General features: G+C 62.9%; 19 protein-coding genes. 3 read left to right on the top strand and 16 right to left on the bottom strand.

Annotated features, from left to right (window positions below; genetic code table 11):
- Positions 1–16: 16 nt before the first annotated feature.
- Both lspA and ileS read right to left on the bottom strand, forming a co-directional pair.
- On the bottom strand, positions 17–520 hold the full coding sequence (lspA, locus tag AC5E6W_RS11560; RefSeq protein ID WP_491752442.1) for a signal peptidase II: 504 nt from the start codon (positions 518–520) through the stop codon (positions 17–19).
- Complete coding sequence (ileS, locus tag AC5E6W_RS11565; protein ID WP_491752443.1) at positions 520–3,447, bottom strand: isoleucine--tRNA ligase; 2,928 nt, start codon at positions 3,445–3,447, stop codon at positions 520–522. Before ileS ends, lspA begins: the two co-directional genes overlap by 1 nt.
- A gap of 363 nt (positions 3,448–3,810) precedes the next feature.
- On the opposite strand from ileS, the gene AC5E6W_RS11570 reads away from it, so the two are divergent.
- The gene (locus AC5E6W_RS11570) at positions 3,811–4,779 is read left to right on the top strand and encodes an energy transducer TonB (protein ID WP_491752444.1); all 969 of its coding nucleotides are present in this window, start codon (positions 3,811–3,813) and stop codon (positions 4,777–4,779) included.
- A 65-nt stretch (positions 4,780–4,844) separates the two neighbouring features.
- Here the strand turns inward: AC5E6W_RS11570 and AC5E6W_RS11575 are convergent, their stop codons facing one another.
- From AC5E6W_RS11575 to tmk, 9 genes are all read right to left on the bottom strand, one after another.
- Complete coding sequence (locus tag AC5E6W_RS11575; protein WP_491752445.1) at positions 4,845–5,432, bottom strand: class IV adenylate cyclase; 588 nt, start codon at positions 5,430–5,432, stop codon at positions 4,845–4,847.
- Between the two features lie 123 nt (positions 5,433–5,555).
- A complete protein-coding gene (locus tag AC5E6W_RS11580; RefSeq protein WP_491752446.1) occupies positions 5,556–6,599 on the bottom strand; it encodes an L-threonylcarbamoyladenylate synthase in 1,044 nt (347 codons plus the stop codon).
- A gap of 47 nt (positions 6,600–6,646) precedes the next feature.
- On the bottom strand, positions 6,647–7,033 hold the full coding sequence (locus tag AC5E6W_RS11585; protein ID WP_491752447.1) for an RNA chaperone Hfq: 387 nt from the start codon (positions 7,031–7,033) through the stop codon (positions 6,647–6,649).
- Between the two features lie 207 nt (positions 7,034–7,240).
- Positions 7,241–8,398: a DNA polymerase III subunit gene (locus AC5E6W_RS11590; RefSeq protein WP_491752448.1), complete on the bottom strand. Its 1,158-nt coding sequence runs from the start codon at positions 8,396–8,398 to the stop codon at positions 7,241–7,243.
- 2 nt (positions 8,399–8,400) lie between these two features.
- Positions 8,401–9,060 (bottom strand): Vat family streptogramin A O-acetyltransferase, encoded by a 660-nt coding sequence (locus AC5E6W_RS11595; RefSeq protein WP_491752449.1) that lies wholly within the window; start codon positions 9,058–9,060, stop codon positions 8,401–8,403.
- Positions 9,061–9,087: 27 nt separating this feature from the next.
- Complete coding sequence (locus tag AC5E6W_RS11600; RefSeq protein ID WP_491752450.1) at positions 9,088–9,870, bottom strand: DUF4184 family protein; 783 nt, start codon at positions 9,868–9,870, stop codon at positions 9,088–9,090.
- A gap of 58 nt (positions 9,871–9,928) precedes the next feature.
- Positions 9,929–10,441 carry an SRPBCC family protein gene (locus AC5E6W_RS11605; RefSeq protein WP_491752451.1) on the bottom strand — a complete coding sequence of 171 codons (513 nt, stop codon included), beginning with the start codon at positions 10,439–10,441 and terminating at the stop codon, positions 9,929–9,931.
- A 197-nt stretch (positions 10,442–10,638) separates the two neighbouring features.
- Entirely contained in the window at positions 10,639–12,075 is a 1,437-nt protein-coding gene (locus tag AC5E6W_RS11610; RefSeq protein WP_491752452.1) for a cytochrome P450, read from the bottom strand.
- A 19-nt stretch (positions 12,076–12,094) separates the two neighbouring features.
- Positions 12,095–12,865 (bottom strand): dTMP kinase, encoded by a 771-nt coding sequence (gene tmk, locus AC5E6W_RS11615; RefSeq protein ID WP_491752453.1) that lies wholly within the window; start codon positions 12,863–12,865, stop codon positions 12,095–12,097.
- A 76-nt stretch (positions 12,866–12,941) separates the two neighbouring features.
- Here tmk and AC5E6W_RS11620 point away from each other — a divergent pair, with 76 nt between their 5' ends.
- Entirely contained in the window at positions 12,942–13,085 is a 144-nt protein-coding gene (locus tag AC5E6W_RS11620; protein WP_491752454.1) for a hypothetical protein, read from the top strand.
- 33 nt (positions 13,086–13,118) lie between these two features.
- Here the strand turns inward: AC5E6W_RS11620 and AC5E6W_RS11625 are convergent, their stop codons facing one another.
- Genes AC5E6W_RS11625 through AC5E6W_RS11640 form a run of 4 tightly spaced genes read right to left on the bottom strand, consistent with a single transcriptional unit; the run spans position 13,119 to position 15,358 of the window.
- Positions 13,119–13,283 carry a hypothetical protein gene (locus AC5E6W_RS11625; RefSeq protein ID WP_491752455.1) on the bottom strand — a complete coding sequence of 55 codons (165 nt, stop codon included), beginning with the start codon at positions 13,281–13,283 and terminating at the stop codon, positions 13,119–13,121.
- 60 nt (positions 13,284–13,343) lie between these two features.
- Positions 13,344–13,709: a hypothetical protein gene (locus AC5E6W_RS11630; RefSeq protein ID WP_491752456.1), complete on the bottom strand. Its 366-nt coding sequence runs from the start codon at positions 13,707–13,709 to the stop codon at positions 13,344–13,346.
- On the bottom strand, positions 13,706–14,785 hold the full coding sequence (lpxD, locus tag AC5E6W_RS11635) for a UDP-3-O-(3-hydroxymyristoyl)glucosamine N-acyltransferase (protein ID WP_491752457.1): 1,080 nt from the start codon (positions 14,783–14,785) through the stop codon (positions 13,706–13,708). Before lpxD ends, AC5E6W_RS11630 begins: the two co-directional genes overlap by 4 nt.
- A 54-nt stretch (positions 14,786–14,839) precedes the next feature.
- Positions 14,840–15,358 (bottom strand): DUF6982 domain-containing protein, encoded by a 519-nt coding sequence (locus AC5E6W_RS11640; RefSeq protein WP_491752458.1) that lies wholly within the window; start codon positions 15,356–15,358, stop codon positions 14,840–14,842.
- A 272-nt stretch (positions 15,359–15,630) separates the two neighbouring features.
- On the opposite strand from AC5E6W_RS11640, the gene AC5E6W_RS11645 reads away from it, so the two are divergent.
- Complete coding sequence (locus AC5E6W_RS11645; protein ID WP_491752459.1) at positions 15,631–17,514, top strand: tRNA nucleotidyltransferase/poly(A) polymerase family protein; 1,884 nt, start codon at positions 15,631–15,633, stop codon at positions 17,512–17,514.
- A 73-nt stretch (positions 17,515–17,587) separates the two neighbouring features.
- On the opposite strand, the gene AC5E6W_RS11650 is transcribed toward AC5E6W_RS11645, so the two are convergent.
- On the bottom strand, positions 17,588–18,991 hold the full coding sequence (locus AC5E6W_RS11650; RefSeq protein WP_491752502.1) for a sigma-54-dependent transcriptional regulator: 1,404 nt from the start codon (positions 18,989–18,991) through the stop codon (positions 17,588–17,590).
- Between the last annotated feature and the right edge of the window lie 22 nt (positions 18,992–19,013).

The following is a 19,013-nucleotide window of genomic DNA, read 5'->3' on the forward strand; positions in this document are numbered from 1 at the left end:
CCCTGAGCCCTTGGCCCTAGTTCTTCTGTGGCCGCAGCATCTCGATCAGCAGCAGACACGCCCCGACAACAATCGCCGAGTCCGCCACGTTGAAGTCCGGCCAGTGGTAGTGGTAAATGTGCACCTCGAGGAAGTCCACGACGTGTTGCAGCTTCCACCGGTCATAGAGATTCCCGATGGCGCCACCAAGAATCAGCGCCAGTGCAATCGCAGTGCCGTTGATCGTGCGCCCCAGCTTCCACAGCAGGCCCACGACGACCAGCGCAGCGATCAGCGAGAAGCCAATGAGCATGAAGCGCACCGTCTCGGGGTTCTTCGCTTCGTCGAACATCGAAAACGCCGCGCCCGTATTGAGCACATGCGTGATCCGGAAGACGCGCGGGATCACCACAATCGCGCGCCCTGGTTGGATATGCTTCACCACCCAGAGCTTCGAGATCCGGTCCAGCACAATCACCAGCGCTGAGAGAACGAAGAGCAGCGGACGCGCATCGCGCCGCAGGGTCGAGGTCGAAGACATTAGGCCGCGCCCCCGTTCGTCGCTGCAAAACCAACTGCATCCAGCGCCTCAGCGCATCGCCCGCACACGGTGGACCACCGGGAATCGATGCCAACATCCGGCACCACGCGCCAGCAGCGCTCGCACTTAACGCCCTCGGCAACCTTCGCTTCGATGATCACCGCTGCCGCATCCTTCGTCGCTCCCACCGCCTGCACACTTGCCTGCGAGACATTGAAGAACTCCGCCAGCGCGGACTCATACTTCACCAGCACATCCTGCTCCGGCGAGCCCTCAGTCACGATCACCGTCACCGCCGCATCCAGTCCCTTGCCGATGGCCTTCGCGTTGCGCAAAGACTCGAGCTCGAGATTCACCAGCTCACGCACGCCGAGCAACTGCTCCCAGTCCTTCTCGAGCCTCTCCACCGATCCCGGCACGATCTCGTCGATGGCAGGGAACAGGGCAAGGTGCACACTCTCCGCTCGCCCTTCGACCTTTGGCAGGTGCTGCCACACTTCATCCGCGGTAAAGCTCAGGATCGGCGCGATCAGCCGTGTCATGGCCTCCGCGATCCGCCACATCGCCGTCTGCGCGCTGCGCCGTCCTGCACTATCCGGAGCGTACGTATATAGCCGGTCCTTCACCACGTCGAGATACAGCGCACTCAGGTCCGTGTTCGTGAACTCGTTCAGCGCCTGGTACGCGCGATGAAACTCAAACTCGTCGTATGCCTTGCGAATCGCCGCATCCAGCTCCGCCGTACGCGCCAGGATGTACTGATCGAGCGGCTGCATCAGCGCAAACGGCACAGCATGCTTCGCTGGATCGAAATCGGCGAAGTTCGACAGCAGAAACCGCAGCGTATTGCGCAGCTTGCGATAGTTGTCACTCACGCGTTGCATCAGGTTCTCGCTGGCGGCCACGTCCTCGCGGAAATCGACGGAGGCCACCCATAACCTTATGATCTCGCCGCCGAGCCGCTTCGCGATATCGACCGGATCGACACCGTTGCCCAGCGACTTCGAGAACGCCCGCCCCTGCTCATCCAGCGTCCAGCCACAGGTCGCGACAATCTTGTACGGTGCGGCATCGCGCATCCCAACAGCGCACAGCAGCGAGGAGTGGAACCAGCCGCGATGCTGATCTCCGCCCTCAACGTAGAAGTCAGCAGGGAACTTCAGCTCCGGCTCTACCTCGAGCACCGCATGCCAGCTCGCCCCCGACTCGAACCACACGTCAAGGATGTCCATCTCCTTGCGGAACGGCATGCCCGCATCTCCGGCGCAAGCTCCGCAGCTCTTGCACGCCGTGCCCGCAGGCAGCAGCTCGCCAACATCCTTCACGTACCAGGCATCCGCGCCATCCTTCGCAAACAGCTCCACGATGGACTTATTGATCGCCTCATCGTTCAGCGGCTCATGGCACTTCTCGCACAGGAACACCGCGATCGGCACACCCCAGATCCTTTGCCGTGAGATGCACCAGTCCGGGCGTGTCGCAATCATGTTGCTGATGCGCTCCTGCCCCCACGCCGGGTCCCACACCACGCGCGCGATCTCATCCAACGCGCGTTGGCGGAACGTCGTCTGCACCGTCTCCTTGGACGACAGCACCGGCGTCTCCATCGAGATAAACCACTGCTCCGTCGCGCGGAAGATCAGCGGCTTGTGGCACCGCCAGCAGTGCGGATACGAGTGCACCAGGTCGTGGCGGCCCATCAGAGCGCCGCGCTCCTTCACCAGCTCGATGATGACCGAGTTCGCCTTCTGCACGAACATCCCGTCGAACGGCATGCCATCGTAGTTGCGTAGCTTGCCCTGCGGATCGACGTTGCACACCAGCGGCAGGCCATACTTCACGCCGGTCGCAAAGTCATCCGGGCCATGCGAGGGAGCCGTATGCACCGCACCCGTACCCTGCTCGGTGGTGACGTAGTCCGCGTTGACGCCCAGGATCGAACGATCCAGGAACGGATGCTGGAAGGTTGCGTACTCCAGTTGATCGCCGCCTAGGTAGCCAACGATCTCGAAGGGGCCCAGATTACAGGCAATTGCCGTCTGCCCTAATAGAGGCAACGCGACAATGTAGGTGGCACCGTCCGCAGGTCGCACCAGGGCGTATTCGATCTCCGGATTGAACGCAATTGCCATTGAAGCTGGCAACGTCCAAGGGGTCGTCGTCCAGATAATCGCGTACGTCGGACCGCTAAGGTCGACAGGCTTGGATGCGATGGCGTGGCTGGCCTTTGGTGAGGGGCTAGTCATCTTGTACCGCACATACACGCTCGGCGAGGTGTGCTGCTCGTACTCCACCTCCGCCTCGGCCAGTGCCGTGCGGTCATGCGTGCACCAGTACACCGGCTTCAGCCCCTTGTAGACGAAGCCCTTCTCGTAAAACCCGTAAAACGCTTCGAGGATCTTCGCCTCGTAGCCGAAGTCCATCGTCTGGTACGGCTTGTCCCAGCGCCCGAACACCCCCAGCCGCTTGAACTGAGAGCGCTGCAGGTCCACGTACTTCGCCGCGTACTCGCGGCACGCCTTGCGGACCTCCACCGGGTCCATCTCCAGCTTCTTGCCGCCCAACTGCTCGTCTACCTTGATCTCGATCGGCAGCCCATGGCAGTCCCAGCCCGGGACGTATGGCGAATCGAACCCGGCCATGGTCTTCGTCTTCACCACGAAGTCCTTGATGCACTTGTTCAGTGCGTGGCCCAGATGGATCGCTCCGTTCGCATATGGAGGGCCGTCGTGCAGAATGTACTTTGGCGCGCCGGCACGGGACGCTCCCTCGGCGTACAGCCCGCGAATCTTGTCGTACAGGCCGGTATTCTCCCAGCCCTCCAGCCGCGCGGGCTCGTTCTGCGGAAGATTCGCCTTCATGGCGAAATCCGTCCGCGGCAGGTTCAATGTTCCCTTCAGACCCTTGTTCTTCTCGCCGTCTGCCATCCGCTTGCTCGTTTCGTCTCCTGCAGGTCAGGCATAACCCGGCGTGGCTCCACGGTGGAACGCTGCCGCCGGGCAGCCAAACCCTTATTGTAGTCGGGAAGCGGCCCGAAACCGGTTGCGCACCGCATCCCCGGCAGCAGGCTTTTCGAACGGGCGGAACCCAGAGTGGCACCTTAAAAACTTCCACTGAACTTCCTGCGTCTAATCACGTACAGCATCACGAGGCCAAAGATTTGTACAATAACCTCGGATGTTCAAGAGCGGCCCCCACTGTCTGGAAGCCAGCAGAAAAGCTCAGAGCGCTGCAGCTCCGTTAGCGGAAAGGAACCTCCCCCGAGCCCGTCGCTCCCCAAGCCGCACACTATGCCCCTTGAAACCATCTCTCCTCCCGACAATCCGCAGCAGGAAACCCTGCATGCACAGGCCGAGGCGCCACACCTCGCCGGCGAGATCAAAGAGCCAGGCGTCTTTCAGTCGCTGATCGAAAACGTCCGCGACATCTTCTTTGCGCCCAAGCTTCCTCCGCTCGTGCTCGAGTCCACCCCCATCGCGGTCGCCGACCCCATGGCGACCAAGCGCGACCCCGTCTCCACGGCAATCGCCGCCGGCATCCATATCGCCATCGCCCTGGCGATCCTCTTCGTCGTTGGCAAGAAGGTCGTCGAGACCGTCGCTCCGGAGAAGAAGGAAGTCGTTTCCCTCACCCTTCCTCCGCCGCCTCCCGTGCTCCCACGAGCCGACCGCATCGGCGGCGGCGGTGGTCAGCATGACGTTGGTCCGGTCACCCAGGGCCGCCTGCCCAAATTTGCGCAGGAACAGATCGTCCCGCCCAAGGCCCCCCCCACCCAGGCTGCCAAGATCCAGATCGAGCCCACGGTCATCATGCAGAAAGACCTCAAGATGGCCAACAACGACATGCCGAACCTGGGCATGCCGAACTCCAACCTCAAAGGGGCGTCGCTGGGCAATGGCACGGGGACGGGCATCGGTTCCGGCAACGGCGCCGGCATCGGACCGGGATCAGGCGGCAACACCGGCGGCGGTGTCATGCACATCGGCGGCACGGTCAAGGCCCCGCAACTCACCTTCTCCGTGGAGCCGGAGTTCTCCGAAGAGGCTCGCAAGGCCAAATTCTCCGGCAACGTGCAGGTCTACCTCATCGTGGACGAGCAGGGAAATCCCAGCCACGTCAAGGTGGTTCGCGGCGTGGGGATGGGTCTGGATGAGAAAGCCGTCGAGGCCGTCCGCCAATACAAGTTCAAGCCTGCCATGCAGAATGGCAAACCTGTGAAGGTGGACTTGTACGTCGAAGTAAACTTCCAGATCTTCTAGCCGAATCCCGAAACGCGAAAGGCCCGCCAATCAGGTGGGCCTTTCTGTTTGCTCATTAACTCCGGTCAGTGCGCCAGCGCCACCGCATGAACTTCATCGAACGTCAGGTTCTCCGCGTCGCTGCCCGTCTCGTCCTTCCAACGCTCGAACAGCTTGCCATAGCTATCCGTCGAGCACCGCTCGCGATCCACCTGCAGCTGCTCCAGCATGGCGTCGATCCATTCCGGCGCACCCTCCAGCTCGGCCCACACGCCGATCGGCGTCTCGTCCAGCACCAGGTGTCCTGCATCCAGCGCAAACTCCGTCCGGAACTTCTCGTAGCGGAACACCGGCCCATACCCGAGCTGGGTAAACACCTCTGCCATCGCGTCGCCGTCGTCGACCACCGTCTCGGTCTCCACCCGCGTCTTGAATCGAGCATCCAGCTCGCTAGGCGCAGCCGTACGCTTGTGCGTCATTACGTGGTGGCCGTTATAGTCCCGCAGCCGCAGGATCTGTTTCTTCACGCGGAGCTGGCGGTCGGGCGTGTCGTAGAGAATATTCGTCTCGAGCGTCCGTTCCGTGACCAGCTGGAATCCAGCGCGTAAGGCCGAGAATCGGAAGGAGACCGGATCCTCGACGGAAAACTTCAACTCGATCTCGGCCGCCTGCATGGGGGGAGTATAGGCCTGCGGAAAAGAGCCTGCCGTGGAAAACGGGGCACACTTTCAGTGGATAGGCTCCATTTTGGCAGCGTAGCAAGGCAATCTGGATGGCCACCCGGACGCGCGGCCCCGCTACCTCGTCCGCGCCGCCTTGGCCAGCCGGTCGCGAATGGCGTCATAGAAACCACCCTCCCGCGGCATGGGGGCGACGATGACATCGACCCCGCGATCGTCGAGCTCTCGAAGGCCGGCAAATAATCCCGCCGCCAGCTGTTGCGGGTCAGCCCAATCTCCCCAGGCAAAAAATGGCGATCCAGGCGGAATCGCCCAGCCATCCGGAACGAGCATCCCGACGAGACCGCCAGCCTGCTGTTCAGCTACAACAGCCTCCAGCAGCGAATGCGTAAGATCCTCCTCATCCGGAGCGACGAGAACCACTCGCGCCCGTGGAGCATAGTGTCGAATCCCCACTCCCGGTGAGGGCAGCGACGAAGGCTCATCGCTCGAGGAGGTTGCAGGGGGAACATAAACCTCCACCGCAATCCCCGTCACCTCTGTTAGCTCCTCCGCAGACACAGCTCCCGGCCGGTAGAGCACCATCGGCGTCTGCGTCGGATCGAGCACCGTGGACTCCAGGCCAATCGCGCTCGGCCCGGCATCCAGCACCGCATCAATACGGCCCTCGAGATCAGCCAGCACATGCTCCGCGGTCGTCGGGCTGGTGTGCCCAAAGCGATTCGCGCTTGGTGCCGCGACCGGAACCTCCGCCGCAGCCAACAGCGCCAGTGCCGCAGGATGCGCCGGCATCCGCACTCCCACCAACGGCCGGCCCGCAGTCACCGCATCTCCAATGGCCGCAGACCGGGGCAGCAGCAGCGTCAGCGGTCCGGGCCAGAATGCCGCTGCCAGTGCGGCAACCCTTGCCTGCAACTCCACAGGGACCTGCGCCACCACCTCAAGTTGTTGCAGCGAAGCCAGATGCACGATCACCGGGTCCCATGCCGGTCGCCCCTTCGCCGCAAAGATTCCCGCTACCGCCTCCGGTAGCAGGGCATTGGCTCCCAGACCGTACACCGTCTCGGTGGCAAACGCGACTAGCCCACCCGAGCGCAGCAACGCTGCGGCGCGGGCGAGATCGTCCGCCTGATCGGCATAAAGATGGAGGGTTTCGGGCAAATCAGACCTGGGCCGCGAGCAATTGGATCCCGCCGCGGCGTGTACCTCTACTTCATCACACTGATGCGCGGCTGCGCTTCGGAGGCCTTGAAGAGATACTTGATGCTCGACTTATAGATCAACACCCGGCTCTTGCCCGTGCGCAGCTTCACCACAAACCGGTCGAACCACTCGATGATCCCGTGCAGCTCTTCGCCATCGTCCAGCACCACCGTCATCTCCGTCTGCTGCTGGATCTGCTTCTGAAAATAAAACGCCTCCGCATGCGTGCTCTCGGGCGACGAGAGCGATTCCTGCGCGTTCGCGTGCGTCAGAGGATCTTCACCGTGCGAGGGGTCGTGCCGCAGGCTGCCCAGCGGAAGGCGCGGCCTGATCAGCTTCCGCGTTCCGTTGAACGTGTCATCGCGTCGGCTGCTGCGTTTGTCGTCGGTCAACGGTCGTTCTCCCTTGAAACAAAAAGCTACTACCGGCAGGCGAAGTTCCGGCCCGCAAGCCTTCTGGTATCTCCGCATGAAATGAGTGCTGGCCGTAGGATGCAGAAATCTGTGGTGGCGATATCCGGGATTCCCACAGTCCCGCCATCGAAACCATCTATTAATCGTGACACAGATCGTTTCTAGGGGCATCCTGTCGAAACTGGCTTACCGGACGCTCTCAAGCCCCACCGCCATCGCATCCAGGCTCAGGGATCGCAGCAGATTGCGTCGCATCCCGCTCTGCACCTGGTCCATCGCCCGCACCGCGGCCTCAATCCACGGGTAGTCGAACCCTGCGGCCATCCGTTCCAGCTCGGCTCGCTTATCTACGTTGCGGATACGGTCCGGTACGCCAGCATTCAGCAGCAGCAGGTCCTCCAGCACCGACGACAGCGCCCGCAACAGGGCAGTCGTCTTCTCCTGGCCCTCCGCGCCCGCGCGGTAGCTCTCCGTCATCTTGAACAGCACGGAGTGATCCTGCATCCCACCGGACCGCTCCGCCGTCTGCAAGATGGTCAGCGCGTCGTTGCGCGCTGCCGCATAGGTCGCGAGATCGAACGCAAGCGCCCGCCCCGGAGCTCCCTCACTCAGCCGTGCCACCAGCTCCCGCTCCGCGCCCTTCAGCTCCCGCCGATGCTCCGCCAGCAGCGCCGTAATCTCCTCCACCGACATCGCTCCCAGGTGCGCCACTGCGCACCGCGACCGGATCGTCGGCAATAGCTCGCCCAGGTTCTCCGCCAGTAGGATCAGGTGAACCTGGTTCGGCGGCTCCTCCAGCAGCTTCAGCAGCGAGTTCGCCGCCTCCTTCATGAACGCCGCCGAAGTAAACACAAACACTCGTCGCGGAGCCTCCGTCGGCTCATAATGCGACCTCTGGATCACAGTTCGAATCTGCCCCAGCTTGATCATCAGCTGCGGAGGATCGGGCGGCACGATCAGCACATCCGGATGCGTCTGCACCAGCACCCGCGTCTCCCGCTTGTCCGTCTCGGACTTCATCTCCTCGCGCGTAGCGATCGCCTCTTCCACCCGCGCGCTCAGGTCCGCACACTCCGCGATCCGCGTGCAGTTCCGGCACTCCCCGCAGAACCTCGCCAGCTCGCGCGTCTCCCCCTCTGGCAGCCCTCGCCCGGAAACCTCGCGAGGCTGCCGCTCGCACTCCAGCGCCATCGTCAGCATCACCGCCAACGTGTACTTGCCCACCCCTCGGGGTCCCAGCAAGATCATCGAGTGCGGCAACCGCCCCGAAGCAATCGCCGCCCGCAGGTTGTCGAGCACAGCATGGTTGGCATGAAAATCGTCGAACGTGCGCGGAAGAGGCATGGCTATCCCAGCTTATCGCCCCGGTCGGTGTGAAACGCCTCAGCCAGTGCCTCCACATCCCCTGCCACAATCTTCGCCACGTTCGCCGAGATACGCTCCACCGGCCAGTCCCACCACGCGATCTCTTCCAACCGGGCGACGGTCTCCTCATCGAATCTCCGACGAATCACCTTCGCCGGATTTCCACCAACCACTGCATAGGCCGGCACATTCGCAATCACCACCGACCGCGCCGCAATCACCGCGCCGTTCCCAATCGTCACGCCCGGCATAATCAGCGCCTCATACCCTAACCACACATCGTTTCCGATCACCGTATCCCCCTTGTACGGAAGCTCTCCCGGCTCAGGAGCGGCCGCTTCCCACCCATTCCCGAAGACGAAGAACGGATACGTCGAGATCCCCATGAGCTTGTGGTTTGCGCCGTTCATGATAAATTTCACGCCCCGCCCAATCGCGCAGAATCGCCCAATCACCAGCCGATCGCCGAGGAAAGGGAAGTGGTACAGGACATTGCGTTCGAAGTTCTCGGAGTCTTCCGGGTCATCGTAGTACGTGTACTCGCCGACGAGGATGTTCGGGCTCTTCACCGTGTTGCGGACGAAGCAGACCTGTGGAAAGCCGGCCATCGGGTGCGGGTTCTTCGGATCAGGACCATGCATGCCCTTCCGTCATATCACGCCGTCACATCACGCATCGACGAGATCCCGGTATCGCACTCTCGTCATCCGGTGTATCACCACCATCGACGCCGCGAGCCACACCAGGAACAGCACGTCGAGGGATGTGATCAGAAACTCTGTGATGAACAAGGAGGTCGCGACGGACCAGGGGATGCCGCGTGTTCCCCACAGGCCCCGGACCACAGCCACGACGACAGCGAACAGGACAGCCGTCACGAGCCGCCACCGCCATACCAGGGGAAGGTGAAACCGGGCTCCATGCGAAGGCTCGTTCCAGTAGCTCCACAGCCAGATTCCGACGATCCCCAGCCCCGCAACGGAGCTAAACAACTGCATCACCTCATAGCCGCGCAGGTGGTGCCTATGCCCCGGGAAGAAGAAGGCCCGCCTCAAGAGAGCGATATGGTGATACGGCCAGAATCCGCGATGCGTGAACGCGTCCCATAGGAGGTGCGAGGCCACGCCCAACAGGATGCCAACCACAACGAGCAGCGCGAACGGCGCACTCCAACGGCGCTTCGCCAACGCGTTCAGGGCCGTCTCTTCCGAAACCACCACCGCAAGCGCAGCGGGCCGGAGATATGCTCCCCAAATCCAGAACAGCCCCAGCGCAAGCGGGAGGTCAAGGACAAAGACTCCCGCCAATGTGTGCCCAAAGCGCCCATGCGGCGCCAGCCTCAGGAAGTACAAGAGGTCTGGCGCAAGGCAACCGATCGTAATTGCGGCCACGGGAAGGCGCGTCCTGCGAAACGGGATGGCTGCTGCCGCGTGAGCGGGCGTAAAGGGCATAGATCCAGTGTCGCATTCAGCCCGGAAATCGCCGGTCCGCGAATAATCCTGCCGTGCCTTATTGCGCGTGAGCGCGAACCACTTTTGCCGACGTGATCAGCCCGTCGAGCCACATCTGGTCGGCATTCAACATGGGGTTCGGGCGGCGTCTCGCCATATCCGCTGCGATCTTCCCAATCATCGACGCTTGCGTGAGAATCCGAACCCGGTCGCCGGGAAGGTCCTCGAGCAGCCAGCAATGCAGCAGATCGATGGTCCCGTTCTCATCGTCCTCAATCTGGCCACGGAAGCTCATCCGCGCCGCTTGACCGGGTGTCGGCGGAACGAACTCGGCGACCTCAGCCTCTAACTGAAAGCCAAACGTGCTGAAGGAAAACTTCATCCCCGCGCCTAGCTTTTTGCCAGGAACCGACACGTCGGAGACTTGCGGGTAATATGCCGGCCACAGGGACGCATTGATCAGGATCGGCCATACATCCGCAGCCGAAAGGCCCTTCACAATGTCTTCGTTGGAGACGAAATTGTCGGTCGTTCCCGGCAGGTAGCGCTCGGGCCAATGGATACAGTTCACGGGGTTACCTCTTCTGAGAGCTATCGGCGCACCTGGGCAGATGTCTGCCGAGAAGCCAGCGCGTTATCTTGCGAAGTCTTATCGCGCCAAACCACGACTTCTGTTCACTGTGCCCCAGGACGCGCCATGCTTCGCGGAAATCTGCGCCGCCGCAACAAAACGGTCCAGTCCGTTGGCCGTTCTCGTTCCCAAATGGTTCAGCGGGCAATCGGCCGCATCACCATCGGATACTTCGGCCGTAGCGTGATCTTCGCCTCGAGCTCCACCGGAAAGCGCGGCACAAAGTCCAGCTTCCAGCGCTGCGCAATCGTCGCTAGCGCCAGCACGCCTTCCATCCATGCAAAGCTCTCGCCGATGCACTGCCTCCGCCCGCCCCCAAAAGGGAAGTAGACGAAACGTGGCCGCGCAGCCTTGGCCTCCGGCGTATGCCGCTCCGGCTGGAACGCCAACGGCTCCTCCCAGTACTCCTCCGACCGATGCAGGATGTACTGGCTGATGAAGAAGTGAGTCTTCGGAGGCAACCGATACTCCCCCAGCGTCACCGGGGAGGTCGACTCCCGCCCCATCGCCCATGCCGGAGGATACAGCCGCATGGCCTCCGCAAACACCATCTCCGTGTAGCGCAACTGCGGATAGTCCGCCAGCGTCGCAGGCCTCATACGCCCGCTCGCATTGCCCAGCAACCCATCTACCTCGGCGTACATCCGGTCTCGAGCTTCCGGGTTCTGGCTCAGCAGGTACCAGGTCCACGTCAGCGCATTGGCGACCGTCTCATAGCCTGCCAGGAAGATCGTCAGCACCTCATCGCGCACCTGCGCATCGCTCATGCCACTGGCCGAACTCGCCGCCAACCCCTCTTCCTCGTAATGCGCCGCCACCAGCATCGACAGCAGGTCGCCCTTGCCCTCCAACTGCTCCGGGCTCAAGGTCCGCCGATTCGCGATCAGCTTGTCCACGATCGCATCCAGCCGCGCCTTCGCCCGCCGGAACTGCATGACCCCTGGAATCGGCCAGTGCAGCACCCTCTCCAGCTTCGGGAAGGCGATCAGGAAGTTGTACAGCCCCATAATCGTGTTCGACTCATCCGCCACCGACAGCACATCGTCGTCCACCTCGCTGTCAAACAGCGTCCGCGCCACAATCCGCAGACTAAGCCGCATCATCGCGTCAGCAACATTGATCTCTTCGCCCGCCGTCCACGTGTCGGCAACGATCTCCGCCGCCTTGACGATCTCCTCGGCGTAGCCCGCAATCCTTCCGCGATGAAACGCCGGCGCAATCAGCTTGCGCTGCCGCATGTGGATCGGATCGTCGGAGGTAATCAGCCCTTCACCCAGTAAGATCTTCATGCGCTTGATCGTGCGCTCCCGCACGAACGCCTGCCCCTGGTTGACCAGGATCTCCTGCACGAACTCCGGATCGTTGACGAACACGATCGTCGTGCCCATGAACTTGTAATGCGCTATCGGACCGAACGTTTGGTGCAGGTGCTCGAACAGCGGAATCGGCTGCCCGAAGTTCACCCACTTGCGCCGCGCGTACCGCACCAGGCTACGCTTCAACCCGGGAGGGAAGCGATACTCGCCCTCGGTGTGGGCAGGGATGTAATCGTAGCTGCTGGCAAGATCCTGCATGGGTCGCCTACATCCGATGCTATGGAGCGGTCGGGGACGCGGCATCCGGAGCAGAGATATCTCCCGCATCTTCATGAGCTCGCAGCCGGTCCATCACCACGTTGAGCACGGTGGAAGCAATCGCCTCGATGCGCGCATCCTCGGTCAACGCAACCACCCTCTTGGGCTCGCGCCCTGCAATCGTCCGGTAAGCCTCATACACCCTCCGGTAGAACTCATCGTCCTCGCGCTCGAACCGGTTCTCATCCGTCCCTGAGGTCTGGATGTGCCGCTCGTTGCGGCGTCGCGCCCGGCGTAACGAGCTCTCCAGCGGCGGCAGCAGCAGGATCGTCAAGTCCGGCTGAAAGCCTCCACAGACCGCCTGGTGCATCGCCAGCACCCGCTCCGAGCCCAATCCGCGCCCTCCGCCCTGGTATGCCTCGGACGAGTCCGTGTAGCGATCGCACAGCACAATCGCGCCATCAGCCAGCGCCGGCTTCACAATCTGCTCCAGCGACTGCGCGCGGTCCGCAAACATCAGTGCTAGCTCCGCCGTCGGCGTAATCGCACCCAGCTCCGACTCCGACCGCGAATCCAGCAGGATCGCCCGAATCCGGTCGCCCAACGCTGTCCCACCGGGATTGCGCAGCGTTACGACGCGCCGCCCCTCGGCTTCCAGGGCAATCGCCAGCCGCCGCACCTGGGTGGTCTTGCCCGAGCCATCCAGCCCTTCAAACGTGATGAACAAACCTTGCCGCACAGGCCCGAGTGTACCTCGCCGGCAGGCTGCCCCCACTTGGCTGCCGGGCATCCTAGTCCCTCGTGGCCGGAAACCGCGCGACGCGCCACATCGGGAATCCGAACGCGCGCAGACACGGGAGGAACCCATGATCGTCGTTCTTTTGCTGGCTATCTTCGCGCTGATAGGTCTATGCTTTGCCGGTCTGGCATACTCTGCGAGCAAGCGGCGGCGAGCAGGCCAGCGCGGCGTCAATCCGGCCGATGTCGCAGCCGGACGTTCGACGAAATAGTCGGACCGCCGTCATCGCAATTCGCTCTGGTAACTACGCGAACGCGGCACGTCCATCCCTGAAGCCCGCGTAGAAGTGAGGCTTGTCATGCTTCTTTTCCTGTTGATTGGAATCTTCACCCTGCTCAGCATCGCTCTGTTTGTACTCGCCGGCGTCGCATTCCATGACGAAGCCATCCACTCCCACGACGTCGTGCATGCTACACCGATCCGAGGGACGCACTAGCCTGCAAAACCAGCCCGCGCGGCTCACCCGCCTCTAGTGGGAAAGCTCGGGCTTCCAGACCGCCGTACCGTTCGGTTGCAAGCTGATAGCAACCGCGCCCCGCTCACCCTCCGTCACCGAGGGCCCAGTCGCGCTGTGCGGCTTCTTCGCCGCGTCCGTCCACGTGACCTTCAGCGGTCCGTTCCCAATCAGCTCGAACCGATAGTGATACTCGCCGCCCGGCTCCAGCGTGCTGGTGCCAAAGCTCGCGCTCGGGTAGTCGACTTCGATCTCCGAAATCCTGCCCCCCGTGGCGTTCGTCACCGTCGCAGCGATGAACGCGGACTTGCATCCACTGAGTCCCAACATCCCTGTAGCGGCCATTAGTACCAGCACGTACTTTTCGATTCTCAAGCTCACTCCGCACTTCCTTGCGTCTCTGTCTCTGCGGGCTGGGCTGGAGTCAGCTTCGCCAATCCTTGCTCCACCGCCCGCACGCGCCGCATCAGCTCCGGCAGCCGCGGCAGCGACGTCACCATTCGCAGCCAGGTCCGGTTGTCCATCGACGGCGACCCGCTCACCATGGCTCCCGGCTCGATATTCATTCCTACGCCCGACTGCGCGGTCGCGATCGACCCATCGCCCATCTTCAGGTGGCCCGAGACCCCCACCTGCCCCGCAAGAATCACGTTCTTCCCCAGGATCGTCGACCCAGCCAGCCCCACCTGCGCGCACAGCAGGGAATCCGGCCCCACATCTGACCCATGCCCGACCTGGACGAGGTTGTCGACCTTCGCTCCCGCACCGATCCGAGTCTCCCCGATGCTCGCCCGGTCGACGCAGGAGTTCGCCTGCACCTCCACCCGGTCCTCCAGCACCGCGGGACCCGCCTGTTGAATCTTGCTCCAGCGCCCGGCCGCGTCCTTGGCGAATCCAAACCCATCCGCCCCGATCACAACCCCGTTCTGCAGCACAACCTCATCGCCCAGCAGGCAGCCCTCGCGCACCACCGCATGCGCATGGATCAGGCAGCGAGCCCCGACCGTCGAACCCGGATACAGCACCGCGTGCGGCAGGATCACCGTCCCATCGCCGACGACGCACCCGGCCCCAACCACCGCAAACGCTCCAAGATGAACATCCCGCCCCAACTGTGCCGTCGGATCCACCGCCGCCATCGGATGGATTCCGGGAGCATAAACCGGCGCCGGATACATCAGCTCAATGGCTCGTGCCCAGGCAAAGTACGGGTTCTTGATCCGCAGCGTAGCGACCGGCACCTCATGGAACTCCGGCTCCACAATGATCGCCGCCGCTCCCGTCTTCGCCGCCAGCCGGGCATAGGTTGGGTTGGCGACGAACGTCACCTCCGACGGCCCTGCCGTCTCGATGCCGCTAAGCCCCGTAATCTCTTTCGCAGCCACCGCCGCGACATCATCGCCGACGCCCGGCAATAATTCAGCGACCAGCCGCTCGGCCAGCTCTCCTAAGGTCATGGAGGGGATTGTAGCGCGGCAGCCCCTGCGTCGCCGTGATGGATAGCAAGGCCCTCAGCCCTCAAACAGCCCAGCCTGCAACGCATCCACCACAGCCTTCGCCCTGTCCGCCGCTGCCCGCTTCGCGGGTGAACTGATCGACCCCAGCAGCTCCAGCGACCGCATGGCCGCCCGCGGCACGAAGACCTTCTGCGTGTTCCCCCGGCCGTCTGGCGGCGACATCAACACCCCGCGATCCTCCAGCAGCATGTCGATGAACCCCATGTCGAAGTTCGCCAGCCCCTCGACCTGATCGTCGTCCGCAAAACCCACTCGCAGCCACAATCCCTCGCCCCGCGGGCGTCCCTGGAAGGTCCTGCGTCCCATTCGCTCGGGGTCCACGCTGTCCGCCAGATTGAAATCCCGCACATAAGCAATGAGCTTGATCGTAGTGAGCAGAAGTGATTTCGTCCGTCCATCGGGAAGCAGCAGGAGGATCTCCTCACCGCTGACAAACCCCGCTGGCGGCAGGTATCCCCAGGACGGCTCGGCGTCGAACTGGCGTACAACGACTTTCTTGTGCGCCGCAGGCATAGGGAGGTCGGCCCTCAGTCGCAATCGCCGCTTCAAGCCCTTCGCCGCAACTGCTCCGGCTGAGATTTTCGCACGTCGCTATGACAGCGCTGCAGAATGGGTGCAAAAATCTGGAGATTTTGCCTCATTTGCTGTACAATCCACGAGGGCCGAGATGTGCCGGCAGAAGCATAACCTGCTGACAGTCATAGGGTTAGCTCATTGGCCGCACGTCCAACTACCGCACCTCCGTCAAACGACGCGTGCGCTGCCGGAGAACGAATCACCACACTATGGCCGATTACATTTACCTCCTGCAAACTCGCCTGACACCCGCACAGCAAGCTGCTCTGCAGCACGTGCGCGATGCCGCCAGGGCTCATGCCATGACGGTCTTTCTCGTCGGCGGGGCTGTCCGCGACCTCACCAGCGGCTCACCCGTGCGCGACCTGGATTTTGTCATCCAGGGCAACGCCACCAAGCTCAAGAAGGACATCCAGAAGACCGGCGCAACGCTGATCGGAGAACACGCCGCGACGCAATCGCTCTTCTTCAACTTCCCGGGCGGCGCGCGCGTCGAAGTAAGCTCTGCCCTGAGTGCCACTTGGCCCAAGCCCGGCAAACCGGTCTTCAAGCCTTCCACCATCCTCGAGGACCTTCGCCGCCGCGACTTCACGTCCAATGCCATGGCGATCTCCCTCAACGAGGGCTCGCTGGGCCTGCTGATGGACCCGCTCAATGGCATCGCCGACCTTGAGAACCAGGAACTCCGCCTGGTCTCGAACTACGGCTTCATTGAAGACCCCGTCCGCATGATCCGCTCGCAGCGGCTCGCCGCCCGCCTCGGATGGCGTCTCGAAGAAAAGACCCAACAGCGTTACGAGACCGGCAAGGCAGAAAACTACATCGCCGCGATGAGCGATTGGGATCGCGGTTACGAGCTCGAGGAGATCTTCCACGAGGAAGACCCCCTGCGCGTGCTGCGCCGCCTCGAGTCCGAAGGCTGGATGCAGGCGCTCTTCCCGGCGCTTTCCGCCGCCAAGGCCAACGAGGCCGAGCTCAACAAGATGCGCGATCTGGCCGGTCAGCTGGAAGTGGTCAGCATCTTCGCCGACTCCTCCGCCGTCCAGTTCCCGCTGCTCGTCTCCAAGCTGTCCCCCAAGGAAGTCGCCGACCTCAAGCAGTTGCTCGCTCGCCCCGGCTTCGTCGAGCAGATCGCCGCGCTCGAGCCCGCGACCAAGGAGTTCGGAGCTCTCTTCGCAGGCAAGGCCGCGGCTCTGCCGTCGGACGCCTGGAAGCTCCTCCATGCCACCTCGCCTGAGGTCGTCCTCTCGCTGGCGCACAGCTCCAAGAGCGCGCCCGTGCAGGCCCGCTTCACCGCCTTCCTCAACGACTGGTCCCAGGCCCGCACCAGGGTTCCGTATCAGCTCATGCAGGAGATGCGCATCACTCCCGACCTGCCCGGCTACGCGGAGCTGATCGAGAAGCTGCACTTCGCCATCATGGACGGCCTGCTCGAAAATCCGGAGGCCACAAAGGCCTTCCTCGAGCCGTACTCTCCACCCGCTCCGCCACCGCCGCCCACGCTGCGCCGCCGCGCCGCCAAGCCGGCGAAGGCCTCCAAGGCCAAGCCGAAGAAAGTGGCTCCTCCGGTGGACGAGACGCTCGCTGAGGCCGTAGCCGAGGAGCATCCATCGCTACCTCCGGACCCGACACCCGCGGAGCTGGAAACCGTCGGCGCTCCCGAGCCCAAGGCTCCTGTCGCCAAAGTCGCCGCGGTCAAGCCTGCTGCGAAGAAGGCCGCAGAGCCCGCTCCCAAGGCTCCAGCTCCCGTAGCCGCCCCGGCCAAGAAGCCAGCCCCCGCCGTGAAAGCTGCTCCTGCAAAGGCTGCGGCCAAGCCAGCACCCAAGGCCCCGGCCAAAGCTGCACCGCCTGCGAAGAAGGCTGTACCTGCAAAGGCGGTGAAGGCACCCGCGAAGAAGGCGGCTGCCAAACCTGCTCCTAAGCCCGTAGCGAAAAAGGCCCCTGCAAGAACGATCAAGAAGGCTGTCCCTGCGAAGAAGGCTGTCGCGAAGCCCGCACCAAAGCCCATCGCCAAGAAGGCCCCGGCGAAGGCAACCAGCAAGGCTCCCGCGAAGAAATCGGCCCCTGCAAAGAAAGCGGCCAAGCGCCGCTAGGCCCCATCCTCATAACAACGACAACGGCCCGCCGCGATCTCGCAGCGGGCCGTTGTCTCTTGCTTAAGCAGCTCTAATCGCGACCGCGCTTCCGAACCTCGATGCTCAACCGCTTGATCTTCTGATTCAGCGTCGACAGCGGAATCCGAAAGTACGTCGACGCCTCGGTCTGGTTCCAGTTGCAGCGCTCCAGCCGGTCCGTAATGATGCGGCGCTCGATATCCTCCATCACATCGAACAGGGAAGCATCCGTGCGCTGCTCCAGCAGGGCCGTCGAATACGACGTCCCGCGAAGCTGCGCCGGAAGCAGGTCGGGGGTCAGCTGCGGTCCATTGGCCAGCACGACACCCCGCTCCATCGCATTTTCCAGCTCGCGCACGTTGCCCGGCCAGTCATAGTCCATCATGATGCGCAGCGACTCCGCAGCCAGCTCTGGCGGAGGAAAGTTGTTCTCCTCGGCGTAGACCTTGAGGAAGTGCGACGCCAGCAGTGGGACATCCTCCTTGCGGCTGCGCAACGGAGGAAGCTCCACCTGGATCACCGCCAGCCTGTAGAAGAGGTCCTCGCGGAAGCGTCCCTCCTTCACCGCCTGAGACAGATTCACGTTCGTCGCCGCGACGATACGCACATCGACCTGGATCTCCTGCGTCCCGCCGACGTGCATGAACCGGCGGTCCTGCAGGACGCGCAGAATCTTCGCCTGCATGTCCATGGTCATGGTGCCAATCTCATCGAGGAACAGCGTGCCGCCGTCCGCAACCTCGAACAGGCCCTTCTTGGCCGAGATGGCCGACGTAAACGCGCCGCGTTCATGCCCAAACAGAGTGGACTCAAGCAGGTCCGAAGGCACCGCACCGGTGTTCATCGGCACAAATGGCTTGTCGCGACGTGGCGAGTGCGAGTGGATCGCCTTCGCGATCAGCTCCTTGCCCGTGCCGCTCTCGCCCTGGATCAGCACCGTCGACCGCGACGGCGCAACCTGTGCCACCAGGTCGAAGAGCTTCAGCATCGTGTCGCTCTTGCCCACGATGTTCTGGAACGAGTAGCGCTGCTTCAGCGTCCGCTTGAGCTGCGCAACCTCGGTCTCGGCCTTGCTCTTGCCGATAGCAGAACGAATGTCCGCCAGCAGCTTCTCGTTGTCCCATGGCTTCTGGACAAAGTTCGACGCGCCCGCGCGGATCGCATCGACGACGTTGCCCACCGTGCCATACGCCGTGATCATGATGACCGGCAACTCTGGCGACAACGCCTTGATGCGGGGCAACAGATCGATGCCGCTCTCACCCGGCAGAGCCAGGTCCAGCAGCAGAAGGTCATAGCTGTGGCGAGTCAACAGGTCCAGGCCTGCGCTTCCGTCGCCCGCCATCTCGACGTTGAAGCCTTCAAGAGTGAGTAGCGTCTCCAACGAGTCACGAATGCCAGCCTCGTCGTCGATGATCAAAATTCGCTGGCCCTGCGATGGTGCCGCGTGGATCATTGCCGACGCTGGCCCATCGCTT

Source organism: Bryocella sp., assembly GCF_058498515.1.

Excerpts from the sequence above, each read along its gene's own strand:
- AC5E6W_RS11590 (WP_491752448.1), bottom strand. The coding sequence starts at position 8,398 with ATGCCTCTTCCGCGCACGTTCGACGATTTTCATGCCAACCATGCTGTG.
- AC5E6W_RS11620 (WP_491752454.1), top strand. The coding sequence starts at position 12,942 with ATGATCGTCGTTCTTTTGCTGGCTATCTTCGCGCTGATAGGTCTATGC.
- AC5E6W_RS11625 (WP_491752455.1), bottom strand. The coding sequence starts at position 13,283 with ATGCACGACGTCGTGGGAGTGGATGGCTTCGTCATGGAATGCGACGCC.
- AC5E6W_RS11645 (WP_491752459.1), top strand. The coding sequence starts at position 15,631 with ATGGCCGATTACATTTACCTCCTGCAAACTCGCCTGACACCCGCACAG.
- AC5E6W_RS11640 (WP_491752458.1), bottom strand. The coding sequence starts at position 15,358 with ATGCCTGCGGCGCACAAGAAAGTCGTTGTACGCCAGTTCGACGCCGAG.
- AC5E6W_RS11595 (WP_491752449.1), bottom strand. The coding sequence starts at position 9,060 with ATGCATGGTCCTGATCCGAAGAACCCGCACCCGATGGCCGGCTTTCCA.
- lspA (WP_491752442.1), bottom strand. The coding sequence starts at position 520 with ATGTCTTCGACCTCGACCCTGCGGCGCGATGCGCGTCCGCTGCTCTTC.
- AC5E6W_RS11610 (WP_491752452.1), bottom strand. The coding sequence starts at position 12,075 with ATGCAGGATCTTGCCAGCAGCTACGATTACATCCCTGCCCACACCGAG.
- lpxD (WP_491752457.1), bottom strand. The coding sequence starts at position 14,785 with ATGACCTTAGGAGAGCTGGCCGAGCGGCTGGTCGCTGAATTATTGCCG.
- AC5E6W_RS11575 (WP_491752445.1), bottom strand. The coding sequence starts at position 5,432 with ATGCAGGCGGCCGAGATCGAGTTGAAGTTTTCCGTCGAGGATCCGGTC.
- ileS (WP_491752443.1), bottom strand. The coding sequence starts at position 3,447 with ATGGCAGACGGCGAGAAGAACAAGGGTCTGAAGGGAACATTGAACCTG.
- AC5E6W_RS11650 (WP_491752502.1), bottom strand. The coding sequence starts at position 18,991 with ATGATCCACGCGGCACCATCGCAGGGCCAGCGAATTTTGATCATCGAC.
- AC5E6W_RS11600 (WP_491752450.1), bottom strand. The coding sequence starts at position 9,870 with ATGCCCTTTACGCCCGCTCACGCGGCAGCAGCCATCCCGTTTCGCAGG.
- tmk (WP_491752453.1), bottom strand. The coding sequence starts at position 12,865 with ATGCCCGGCAGCCAAGTGGGGGCAGCCTGCCGGCGAGGTACACTCGGG.
- AC5E6W_RS11570 (WP_491752444.1), top strand. The coding sequence starts at position 3,811 with ATGCCCCTTGAAACCATCTCTCCTCCCGACAATCCGCAGCAGGAAACC.